This is a genomic window from Psychrobacter sp. AOP3-A1-26 (assembly GCF_052378235.1).
Taxonomy (GTDB): Bacteria; Pseudomonadota; Gammaproteobacteria; order Pseudomonadales; family Moraxellaceae; genus Psychrobacter.
Genome location: NZ_JBQSXN010000093.1, coordinates 1 through 12,169, shown reverse-complemented (window position 1 = coordinate 12,169; position 12,169 = coordinate 1). Strand labels below are relative to the sequence as shown.

Genomic DNA, 12,169 nt, shown 5'->3' with positions numbered 1-12,169 from the left:
GACTTAAGCCCGCGCAGGGATGGCAGCTTTGTGCCAGTGAACTGTGGGGCGATACCTTCAGAGCTCATGGAGTCGGAGTTTTTTGGTCACAAAAAAGGCAGCTTCACAGGTGCTGTCGCTGACAAGCAAGGTCTTTTCCAGCAGGCTAACGGTGGTACCTTATTTTTAGATGAGGTGGCCGACTTGCCTTTGGCGATGCAAGTAAAGCTGCTACGAGCCATCCAAGAAAAAACGGTACGTGCCATTGGCGATACAAAAGAAACGCCAGTCGATATTCGTATCTTATCTGCAACCCATAAAGATTTGAGCCAGTTGGTGCAGGATGGTACGTTTCGACAAGATCTGTACTACCGTATTAATGTTATTGAATTAAAGCTACCAACGCTTAATTCGCGTCGTGATGATATTCCTGTCTTGGCAGAATATTTTTTGGCCATGATTGCTGGTGAATGGCAGTTAGAGACGCCGCCATCATTAACGATGGAGGCTTGCCAGCGCTTACAATGCCATGATTTTGCTGGCAACGTCCGTGAGCTACGTAATATACTCGAGCGCGCTGTAACCTTAGCGGAAACGTCACATATTGATGTCAGTCATTTAGGCCTACCCGAGCTTGATGCTGACTTTGACGTTGCTAATCAAAGTACAATATCTCAAGGTCAAAATGGGCTCTCAAGTATTCCTAATATTCAGTTATCCGAGCAAAAAATACATGAGCCACTGGCAACGCAATCGATAGACAATCAAGAGCACATCTCTCAGCCTACAGACAGAACGACCACGGCAAAGATGCAGCAAACAACCTCTAATTTGCACCCCTATCGTACTAATATTCAGCACTACTCTTCTATGATACAGCGCTCAGTCGCTAACGAGGTAGAGCGACCTAATGCCACTATTACTAATAACGACCGTAAAAAACAATCTATCGATCGTCACTTTATTGAGACTGAGAACGACACGTCAGCCAACCCAAGTGCCTTCGCTGATGGCGAATTACCGTCTGAAGGTTTGGAGCATTACTTACAAGAACAAGAGACACAGCTGATTATCACTGCACTTAAACAAACTGGCGGGAATAAAACTCAAGCGGCAGAACTGCTTGGGACCACTTTTCGCTCTTTACGCTATCGCATGAAAAAGTTAGAAATCGATGAAAATTATTCTAAATCATGACCGGCAAAAACCACAATGTGGTTATGATATTTCGTTAGCTTATTTCTGTCAGCCAATCAAGCTTGATACAGCCTATTTTAGTTTTAGTATAGGCAGTTCTAAATAAAAACGATACTTTGTTAGCTACGTGCTCCTGTTATAAATTTTTATTGCTGGTTCCAGCCTTATCTTTTTCAGAGGGTTTTCGGACAAAACGAACCCCCGAATCAAGTGCTTGCTCTTGCAACAAGTCAAGCGCCTGCTGCTCCCATGTACGCTCACTACCTGATAATATCACATCAGGCTCTACCCCAATCCCGTCTATCTTCCTGCCTGATGCCGTCATATAGTTGGCGACGGTTAGCTTAACTGCCTGCTCATCATTGAGCGGTATCACCGACTGCACCGACCCTTTGCCATAACTGACCTCACCAACGATAGTGGCACGCTTTTGCGCTTGCAAGCTACTGGCCAACACTTCTGCTGCTGACGCTGAATATCTGTTTTGTAAAACAACTACTGGTAATGATTCGAGTAACGCCGTACCTTGAGTCGATAGCGTCCGTGAGTCACTTTGGCGGCCTTTTACTTGTACCACATCGGTATCATTCATAAACAAGCTGGCGACGCTTATAGCCGACGTTAACACCCCTCCTGGATTGTCACGCATATCTAATAAAATACCTGATACAGGGGCTTCTAAGTTGATTAAACTTTGTAGCAATTTTTCACGGCTATTATTTTGAAACGCGGGCAATCTAACAATAGCGATTCCATCCGTAAGCCTTGTTTCAATAATTTGTGGGTGGTTATTATTACGCTGTAAAGTCGTGGTATGTTTACGGCGACCCGCTTTAGAGGTCACAACATCCACTTGCGTACCAGCAATCCCAGTTAAAAGTTGCTCGATATCATTATTCTCTTTGTCCTGATCAAGTTTAAACTCGGCAACTTGATGCAAGTAATCACCAACAGCGATGCCTTTTTTATCGGCAGGTGAATCGTCAATGACCTCAGTAATGACCCAGTAGCCAATTTTTGACTGATATTCCACCTTGATACCGATATCGCCAACGTCCCCTTCGGTAAAAGCGCGCAGATTTTCATAAGCTTCGGCATCTAAGAACTCTGCATGACTATCGAGCTTAGTCAACATACCACTCATCGCATTGTTGAATAACTCCTCATCATTCACAGCATCAACATATTCACGGCGAACTAAATCAACCACGGCGACAAATGTTTTTAGCGTTTCAGGAGATATAGCTTTTAATGACACCTCCGCGACTTCTTCTGGAATATCCGTATTAATGTCATCTGAGTCGTTGTTCAACACGCTTTCATCAGGCACAGCATCTATTGAGTCATCGACTTGGTCTGCAGATTCTAACAAATCGGCGATATCTGATAAGTCATCAGCGCCATTGTTGATTGGCACATCATCTGCATTTAAGCTAATCAATTGCAAACTTGCCGTTGGATTACTGTCATCATTATTGAGAGCGGCATGGGCAGGGATATTCACTACAGTAAATCCCATCAAACCTGTAATCAGTGCCGGTTTTAATAAACGAAAGCTAAGAAAATTAGTATTAATAGATACTGTCATCGTTGATTTTTCCAATCTTTTAGACATTAATAAAAATAGAGGTTTGATAATATGCATAAAAAAAATCACTGTATTTTTAAAGTTATTGTATGGTCATTTATGAATAATATCCTATAAAATAGCACTAAGCCACTATCTAAGACTAGGCTAGTATTGCAAGTAACTTAGGCGAAATGTATCGTAAAAAACACATAAAAAAAGGAAGGATAATCACTATCCCTCCTTTCTACTTTTATTGTTTTAGCCGTACTAAGAAGCTGTCAACATATTAAATAACAGGCTTATGATGCTGGAATCAATAAACTCTCACCTGTCATCTCAGCGGGTGCTTCAACATCCATTAACGCTAAGATAGTCGGTGCCACATCACTAAGCTTACCACCATCACGTACTGTTACTTTTTGCTCACCAATATAAATGAGTGGTACCAATTCTGTCGTATGCTGAGTATGGACTTGACCGCTCTCGTAATCTTGCATTTGCTCACAGTTCCCGTGATCTGCCGTGATAAGCATATCCCCACCCGCTGCACGAACTGCTGCTGCTACGCGACCAACGCTGACATCTAATGCTTCTACAGCTTGCACCGCTGCGTCGAATATACCGGTATGCCCGACCATGTCACCATTGGCGTAGTTGACCACCAGCACATCATATTTGCCAGACTCAATAGCCGCCACCAATTCATCGGTCACTTCTGGGGCGCTCATTTCAGGTTTTAGATCATAAGTCGCAACATCGGGAGAAGGTACTAAGATACGGGTTTCGCCTTTATACTCTTCCTCACGGCCACCACTAAAGAAAAACGTCACATGGGCGTATTTTTCAGTTTCCGCGATACGTAGCTGGGTTTTACCTTTATCCTGCAAATACTCGCCAAGCGTGTTGGTCAATGAGGTTGGATAATAAGCGATACTGGTTTTTGGGTTGTCTGCCAAAATATCTGAGTATTTAGTCAGCATCACAAATGCCGCAAGTTTTGGTTGTTTATGACGGGCAAAACCTGAAAACTCATGATCGGGCAATACAAAGGCTTGCGCAAGCTCGCGAGCACGGTCAGCACGGAAGTTCATAAAAATAAGCGCGTCATTATCATCAACGGTATATGGCACTTCATCACGACCAATCACCACAGTCGGGTTGATAAATTCATCGGTTTCGCGCGCTTTATAAGCCGCCTGCACCGCACCATCAGCACGGGTCGACAAACGATCCGCTTTACCCTCAGTGATCAGCTCATAAGCTTTTTGTACGCGATCCCAGCGATTGTCACGATCCATCGCATAGTAGCGACCAATGATACTGGCAATCTGTACGCGGCCCCCTTCATAATGCGCATTGAGCTTATTGATATGGTCGCGCAGACGATTGATGTACTTATCGGCAGATTTGGGCGGGGTATCACGGCCATCTAGGAAGCAATGCACAAAGACGTTTTTGGCACCATGTACCAATGCCGAGTGACACATCGCTTCGATATGGTCTTGATGCGAATGCACACCACCATCTGATAGCAGACCCATAATATGGACGTTACCACCAAGCTTGTTCGCCGCTTTTACGGCATTGACTAACGCTTCGTTTTTATAGAACTCACGATTTTCTACCTCACTTGAGATACGGGTCGAATCTTGATAAAGAACCCGACCAGCACCCAAGTTCATATGCCCCACTTCTGAATTACCAAACTGACCATCTGGCAATCCCACATCCTCTCCTGAAGCTGATATCAAGCCATGTGGATATTGTTGATAAATCTTATCTAAGTTTGGCATATTGGCGGCGGCGATCGCATTGTCCTTATCATCTTCTCGATACCCAAAACCATCTAATATCATTAAGACATGCGGTGTTTTTTTATCCTCTGCGCTATCTCGCTTATTATTAAGCTGCGCTTTATTATCATTAATAGCTTCTGATGGTTGCTGGGTGTTGGTCATTGATTACCGCTCCTCAAGTGAATGAACGCCTATGATGCTGTATTAGGATCTCTAAAGCCCTCTATATTAACACACATCTCAAAATAGCTGAAAAATTGACCTTTTAGGCTATCAATCAAGCGCTTTTTATGCTTCCATTTGAATGATTTTTTAGGAGGTGATGACCTCAATAATGCCAATTATTAAGTCTAAGTATCAATTTGTATAAGTACCAATCTGTAATTCGTACTTGCAATCCCTCAAGCCATTGGTTAAGATAAATGTATTCTGAAGTGTTGGCTAGTAGATGTTTATTCCCTGAGCCGATAATGCTTTACCAGGATGTGGTACCTATTACTTCATTGTGTATGCCTGCACCGCTTGCGGTGTATCAGGAAACCTGCCGAGGTAATGACGCATCCGCCCTGAACTTCACGGTTCATGGGTCACCATCTTACGGCGGCACTTCGGTTGTTATATTAGGTTAGTAGCTCTTCTATTTAGATTCATTTAGTTTATAATAAATGAGTGATAACCACTAAAAAGCCCCTTTTGTCATTGACGAAAGGGGCTTTTTTTATAGCTAATTTTCTTTATTATTAAACAATCACCACTATCAACTTACAACGTATGGACTATTCATCATTGGCTGATTTAGTAATCTTTTTCACATCTTTGGGGATGCTTTTGGCAGTACCATCAACGGTCGTATGCTGCTTGAATACATCACCAAATGGGTTTTGTTGCTGTTGACCAAATGGATTTTGACCATTCGTACCGCCTGCGCCGCCAAATGGGTTTTGACCACCCATACCACCAGCACCACCGAATGGATTTTGGCCGCCCATTTGTCCACCCATCTGCTTGGCCATCATTTCCATCATTTTTTGCTGATTATTCATGACGTAATTATTGGCAAAGTCTTTCAGTTTCTTTTGTACAGGTGGCAATATCACGAGTAACGCCAACAAATCACTAAGCACACCAGGAATCAGCAATAAAATACCTGCCGCCGCCATGGCCACACTTTTTATCATGGTTGACTCTTGCGGACGCATCGATGGGTTCATCATACCGCCAGCTTTCATCTGCTGTGCCATCGGATTGAGAGCGGCCAAGCCTTTACGCATGAGTGAGATGCCGATAACAGCAGCGATAATAAACCACATAAATACCCACCAACCACTCATAAACTGAGCAAGCAAATACCAAAGTAGCATTTCGATAATAAACCAAACGATGGCAATACCAACTATCTGACCCATAAAGTGTCGTCCTATAAGATAAAGTCTAAAAAATTGAGCGCCATGTAAATTTAAATGGCTAGCATATGATGTATATGGGGATTGATTGCTATACTATCAAACTTACGGCTAATTTTTAAGACATATAGTCAGTACAATATAATTTGGATACAAGGAAGGTGAGTAAAAGTACTACGAGTAGTAGGCTGAGCAAGTCTGACACCGTATCCGATTTATATAGGGTTGAATATAAAATAAAATGTAAGCAAGATGGAATACTATGGCAATTATTATTGGGATTGATCCAGGTTCACGCATGACCGGTTATGGCATCGTCCAACAGACAGGCGATAAACTCACTTATATCGATGCAGGGACCATTCGTACAGACACCAAAGAGATGCCTGAGCGCCTTAAACGTATTTTCAATGGTTTGACGCGTATTACTCAGCATCATATAAAATATGCAGAAGAGCCTATTTATACGGCTATCGAGCAAGTATTTATGGCAGAAAATCCAGACTCAGCGTTGAAGCTTGGCCAAGCACGTGGAGCGGCTATTGCTGCTATGGTGGCATTGGATTTGGAAGTATCAGAATATACCGCTCGCCAAATAAAACAAGCCGTTTGTGGCTATGGCGCAGCCGCCAAAGAGCAAGTACAAGAAATGGTTTGTCGCATACTGTCGTTAGACTTTATGCCGCAACAAGATGCTGCCGATGGTCTTGCTTGTGCCATTTGTCATGCGCATTCCAGCCATTCAATGAACAAATTGATACTAAACAGCGCCATGCGCGGACGCGGTGCTTCTAAGAAAAAGGGCCGCTGGCGTTTGACAGAAGAAGACTTAGGAAACTTACGTTAAAAAACAATATTTTTTACTGACTATAAACCAATAAATGATACTAAGTACAAAAAAAACACGCACCATCTGGACGCGTGTTTTTTATTCTTGGTATTTAATCCGTTAAATACTTATTTTGCTACCGAACTTTCAATGACGGCATCCAATACATAAGCATAGTCTTCGGAACCATCACGATTAACACTTTCTGCCGTTTCACCATTGTCTAGCGGGTAGCGTTGTAGGCGTATCACCTCATCGTGCTTACCGTCATGCTGGTAACCGTCTATATCACCCTTAAATGCTGCCCACTTACCTTCGCTGCTTTTAATACCTTGGTCGTCATAAGTAATGGGTCTAACTTGTAAGCACTTTTGTGAGCTATTGTCGTCACAAGGAACTTTCTGAGCATTTACGGCCCAAAATATGGTCTCACCTTTACTGTTGTATTTGGCTTGGGCTGTAAGCCTACCTTTCCATACCAAAGTTACAGAATCACTAGCAACTTGTGTCAATACTGGGTTTTCACCTTCATTAAGTTTTAGCTCACTACTACCCTGCATCATTGTGTTTAATTGACTCTCAGCGGCATCAAGATCACCACACGACATTTTAGTACTCATGCCATCTTCAATAGTCAAAGTATGCTTTTGTAATTGATAGGCAGCACTGATCGTATTACAGCCGACGCTATAATTTAGCGTATTTTGACCCTGATAGTGATTAAATGACAGTGTCACCTGATCTTTAATATCCATCAATGCACTTACTGGCTGCTCGGCAGAATCTTTCGCGCTGACCAACGTCCAGCGATGGCGAGACAAGTCAGTATTCAGCTTTTCTGTCGCGGTCAGTTCGGTGGTTTCGGAGGCATTAGTCGTCATATTAGTATCAGATTGCGCATTTTCACTCTCCGTCACATTGGTGTCTGCACCAACTTCACTCGTATCTGACATGCTATTTTCAGTAGGTGTAGCATCTTTTTGACACGCACTTAATGCCAAACTCGCTACCAATACGCTTGGTAATAAAAGCAACCTTAAAGCTGGTTTTGTGGTTCTAACTAACATAGTACATACCTATTAGAAAGCTTGTTCAACCTTCCTTCTCTAACGTCAATATTTTAAAGTAACCCATTTAAGTTTTTATCTTGATAGAAATTACTATAGCCCAGTCTAAATAAAAAAGAGTCATGCCTATTAACATAGCTACTGCTATAGTTTTAAATGGAATCGACTATATGTAGATGCCCACGGGCTCAGCTCATAAAACATACACGCCCTAGTCATCGAACGCTTTTAAAACATACTTTCTTGAATCAAGATAATTGAGTCACTATAACCTCGACCTCACTGTTTTATGTAATGAAATGTTTACTTTTATTATATATTTTAAAAAGGGCTTAATTTACTCATGGTTTAGTGCTAGCTATTTTAAGAGTCAAAAAAATAGCTAACATTTACTGTTAACTACCTTTTTACTCATTTTTGCTCATTGTTATGGTAAGCAGACTTTACGACAAGCTAAAATCAGTCGTTAGTCTCTGTTGGTTTGGCATTTGCCATATTTTTAATACTAAAACGCTCATTCATCATCTGATAAAAACGCGCTAAGTTCTCACCTTGCTCATTAGGATTCACTTTAAGGAGTTTGCCAAAATCTAAACCTAAATACAGCACAATGTCAGCAAAACTTAATTGTGCACCGACCAAGTACTCACGATCCTCTAAAATATTTTCGAAATAAGCGAGTGCTTTAACAGCACGGGCGATGGATGGCGCGACAAATTCTGGAACCTGCTCAACACGCTGGGCTTTAGATGGATGGCTGTGCTGAAAAGCCAGCATAAAATTATACAACACTTCAAACTCAGCAATACGGCGTAGAGAACACACTTGCGCACGTTGTACCACGTCGTTACCCATCACCGAGCGTTCACCGTAAACGCGATCTAGATATTCACATACTGCCTGCGAATCATTAAGTATGGTACCGTCATCTAACTCCAATACTGGCACTGTCTGCATCGGATTTATTTTAGTGAATGCCTCTGACATTTGCTCATTAGCAGCAAAATCAATATCGACCACATCAAGGTCATCGATATCATCAACATCAATACCTTTTGACGCTAATAAAATAAGGGCTTTACGGGGATTTGGCGCAGTACGGGTAACGTATAATTTCTTCATAACGAACTCCTGGTAAAATGGGCTAACAAGCGACCTACTCTTATCATCATAGCAAAACCATAACGCTGCTTGTTATGTGAATAGTAAAAAGCCCCATAACGTTACGTTATAGGGCTCTTTATTTTTAATCAACTGCAAATATCAAGTACGCTCAACTTATTTGTTAGGTGCAGGCGTGGTGCGTAAATACGGCTTAATTTCTGTATGACCTTTAGGATAATTTGCGGCAATATCTTCATTTTTAACACTTGGTGGAATGATAACGTCGTCGCCATCTTTCCAATCAACTGGTGTGGCGATGTTATATTCATCAGATAATTGCATTGCATCGATGACACGAACGATTTCATCAAAGTTACGGCCACAGCTGGCTGGATACGTCAGCGTTAAACGTACTTTTTTCTTAGGATCGATAATAAAAACACTTCTAACCGTCGCTGTGTTATCAGCATTTGGATGAATCATGTCATAAAGATCCGCTACTTTACGATCAGAGTCAGCGATAATAGGGAAGTTAACGGCAGTGCCTTGAGTTTCTTCGATATCACCTACCCAGCCTTTATGATCTTCTAAACCATCGACCGATAGTGCGATTGGTTTAACATTGCGCTTTTGGAACTCACCGCCTAATGCTGCGGTACGTCCAAGCTCAGTGGTACATACTGGAGTGTAATCTGCAGGATGTGAAAATAAAACCACCCAGTTATCTCCAGCCCAATCATAAAAATTGATATCACCTTCAGTGGTTGTCGCGTCAAAATTTGGTGCGCTATCACCTAAACGTAAATTTGCCATGTTTCATTCCTTATTTATATTAGTAATGAGCGTTAAGACCTAAATCTATCCATACGCTCTATTATTATCAAACGTGCTCAGCTAATACTACACAATAACTCAAAGCACGTCAGCAAAAATTCTATTCTATCTTAGCAAACTGGTTATGAATGTCTTGTGATGGATTGTAATGCGGTTATTCCATTTATTACTAAGAAGAAAAGTAGATTTAATATAGTCAGTGAGAAGTAATATCGCTACATCACGTACTGCAGGTACCGTGTTTTCTTGCTTGCTGTGCCTACGCAGACAGAGGCTGCAAAAAAACTATACCCGCAGTATCGTAGCGTTTTTAAAGTATTTGGACTATAGTTTGACTGGACTACATTCTAAATCCCTCATTTTGAGAGAAAACATTATCATTTATAAAAAAGCCCATCTCCAGCGTACTAGAAATGGGCAAGCTTGCAAACCACTATTGTTTAGTAATACCTTAAATGAGCATTAGCGGCGCTAGCTTTTATAAGTTAAGCTGGTTTATAACTATCGCGCAGGCTGACGATTTGGTTGAAGACCGGCTTATCACCGCTATGTTCTTCGCTATCAGAGATGAAGTAGCCTTCACGCTCAAACTGGAAACGCGTGCCAGCCTCAGCATTGGCAAGCGATGGCTCAACCACGGCCTCAAGCTCAGTCAACGAATTAGGGTTTAGCGCTTGATGCACATCAGCAACACTACTGGGGTCTTCAGCGCTGAATAGCTGCTCGTACATACGTACGGTGGCTGGCACGCCTTGACTGGCCGACACCCAATGAATCACGCCTTTAACCTTACGACCTTCAGGATTATTACCCAAAGTTGCTGGGTCAATCGTGGCTTTTAGCTCAATCACATTGCCAGCGTCATCTAGGACATGCTCAGTTACAGCCAACACATAGGTATTACGCAGACGAATCACGTTTTTTTCTGGTGATAAACGCTTATAACCTGCTGGCGGCTCAATTTCGTAATCGCCTTGATCGATATAGAGCGTTTCAGTAAATGGAATCTCACGCTCGCCCATATCGACATTAGGGTGTTTCGGCTGAGTCAGCCATAAGGTTTGCGCGGCATCATCAAAACGCGCACTGACGCTATCAGCCTTTTGCGACTCCCAACTACTGACTGCTTCGGCAAAGTTAGTAATCGTCACTTTTAATGGTTTGAGCACTGCCATACCGCGCGCAGTGGTGGTTTCCAATGACTGACGAATGCTAAATTCTAATAAGCGAAAATCAACGACGCTGTCTACTTTGGTCACGCCGACACGCTCACAGAAGTCACGTAAGCCTTCTGGCGTATAACCACGGCGACGCATGCCAGCGATGGTAGGCATGCGCGGATCATCCCAACCGCTAACGATATTTTCATCAACCAGCTGCTTTAATTTGCGCTTACTGGTCATCGTATGATCGACATTTAAACGAGAGAACTCATACTGGTGCGGCGGTTGCTCAAAACCGATTTTTTCAACTGCCCAATCATAAAAGGGACGATGATCTTCAAATTCCAGCGTACACAACGAATGGGTAATACCTTCGAGCGCATCAGAGAGCGGATGGGCGAAATCATACATCGGATAAATGCACCATTTATCACCGGTTTGATGATGCGCTTGATGCATGACGCGGTAGATAACGGGATCGCGCATATTCATATTTGGGCTTGCCATATCAATCTTGGCGCGCAATATCGCTTTACCTTCAGCGTATTTACCATCTTTCATATCATTAAAGAGCTTGAGGTTTTCTTCAACGCTAGCATCACGATATGGTGACGCTGTGCCTGCTTCGTTAAATGAACCACGACTCTCTTTGATCTGTTCAGGCGACTGCAAATCGACATACGCATCGCCCTGCTCAATTAATTGCACTGCCCATGCATACATTTGCTCAAAGTAGCCTGAGGCATGATGAGCTTCACCCGCCCACTCAAAGCCCAACCATTTCACATCGTTTTTGATATTATCAATATAGTCTTGCTTTTCTGCGGTTGGGTTGGTGTCATCAAAACGCAGATTACAGACACCACCAAACTCTTTTGCCACCCCAAAGTTTAGGCAGATAGACTTTACATGACCCAAATGCAAGTAACCGTTTGGCTCAGGTGGAAAGCGCGTGACAATTTGCTGATATTTTTGTGCACTGACATCTTCACGAATGATATTACGAATAAAATCGTTTTTTTGCTCGTCTTTTTGTGCATGGTTGCTTGAGTGCTCACTCATCGGGTATTGCTCCTAACGCAAATGGTCAATTCATGCGACGTGCCATCACGCCTCATGGAAAATTCAAACTAATCTATGAAATAAAACTAAGCCATTAAAACAACACTGGCTTATAAAAAATCTCAATCATGAAAATAACAGGTATAAAAATCAAACTATTAGGGC

9 protein-coding genes and 1 other RNA gene are annotated in these 12,169 nt (G+C 42.4%); 3 read left to right on the top strand and 7 right to left on the bottom strand.

The window, feature by feature from the left end:
* The coding region (locus tag ACT3TU_RS12280; RefSeq protein ID WP_444784423.1) for a sigma 54-interacting transcriptional regulator at positions 1 to 1,176 on the top strand (1,176 nt) is incomplete at its 5' end.
* A gap of 136 nt (positions 1,177 to 1,312) precedes the next feature.
* Here the strand turns inward: ACT3TU_RS12280 and ACT3TU_RS12275 are convergent.
* Together ACT3TU_RS12275 and gpmI are read right to left on the bottom strand one after the other, a co-directional pair.
* On the bottom strand, positions 1,313 to 2,764 hold the full coding sequence (locus ACT3TU_RS12275) for a S41 family peptidase (protein ID WP_225736906.1): 1,452 nt from the start codon (positions 2,762 to 2,764) through the stop codon (positions 1,313 to 1,315).
* Positions 2,765 to 3,045: 281 nt separating this feature from the next.
* A complete protein-coding gene (gene gpmI, locus ACT3TU_RS12270; protein ID WP_192523365.1) occupies positions 3,046 to 4,704 on the bottom strand; it encodes a 2,3-bisphosphoglycerate-independent phosphoglycerate mutase in 1,659 nt (552 codons plus the stop codon).
* A gap of 261 nt (positions 4,705 to 4,965) precedes the next feature.
* Between gpmI and ssrS the strand changes: the two genes are divergently transcribed.
* Positions 4,966 to 5,161, top strand: a non-coding RNA gene (ssrS, locus tag ACT3TU_RS12265) — 6S RNA.
* A 157-nt stretch (positions 5,162 to 5,318) separates the two neighbouring features.
* On the opposite strand, the gene ACT3TU_RS12260 is transcribed toward ssrS, so the two are convergent.
* Positions 5,319 to 5,948, bottom strand: coding sequence for an FxsA family protein (locus ACT3TU_RS12260; protein WP_192524841.1), 630 nt, complete (start codon positions 5,946 to 5,948; stop codon positions 5,319 to 5,321).
* Between the two features lie 259 nt (positions 5,949 to 6,207).
* On the opposite strand from ACT3TU_RS12260, the gene ruvC reads away from it, so the two are divergent.
* On the top strand, positions 6,208 to 6,792 hold the full coding sequence (gene ruvC, locus ACT3TU_RS12255) for a crossover junction endodeoxyribonuclease RuvC (RefSeq protein ID WP_192524840.1): 585 nt from the start codon (positions 6,208 to 6,210) through the stop codon (positions 6,790 to 6,792).
* 110 nt (positions 6,793 to 6,902) lie between these two features.
* Here ruvC and ACT3TU_RS12250 read toward each other — a convergent pair whose 3' ends face one another.
* From ACT3TU_RS12250 to ACT3TU_RS12235, 4 genes are all read right to left on the bottom strand, one after another.
* On the bottom strand, positions 6,903 to 7,841 hold the full coding sequence (locus ACT3TU_RS12250; RefSeq protein WP_192524839.1) for an META domain-containing protein: 939 nt from the start codon (positions 7,839 to 7,841) through the stop codon (positions 6,903 to 6,905).
* A 459-nt stretch (positions 7,842 to 8,300) separates the two neighbouring features.
* On the bottom strand, positions 8,301 to 8,963 hold the full coding sequence (locus tag ACT3TU_RS12245) for a glutathione S-transferase family protein (RefSeq protein ID WP_192524838.1): 663 nt from the start codon (positions 8,961 to 8,963) through the stop codon (positions 8,301 to 8,303).
* 156 nt (positions 8,964 to 9,119) lie between these two features.
* A complete protein-coding gene (locus tag ACT3TU_RS12240) occupies positions 9,120 to 9,758 on the bottom strand; it encodes a peroxiredoxin (protein WP_192529050.1) in 639 nt (212 codons plus the stop codon).
* A 506-nt stretch (positions 9,759 to 10,264) separates the two neighbouring features.
* Positions 10,265 to 12,004 carry a glutamine--tRNA ligase/YqeY domain fusion protein gene (locus ACT3TU_RS12235; protein WP_444784422.1) on the bottom strand — a complete coding sequence of 580 codons (1,740 nt, stop codon included), beginning with the start codon at positions 12,002 to 12,004 and terminating at the stop codon, positions 10,265 to 10,267.
* Between the last annotated feature and the right edge of the window lie 165 nt (positions 12,005 to 12,169).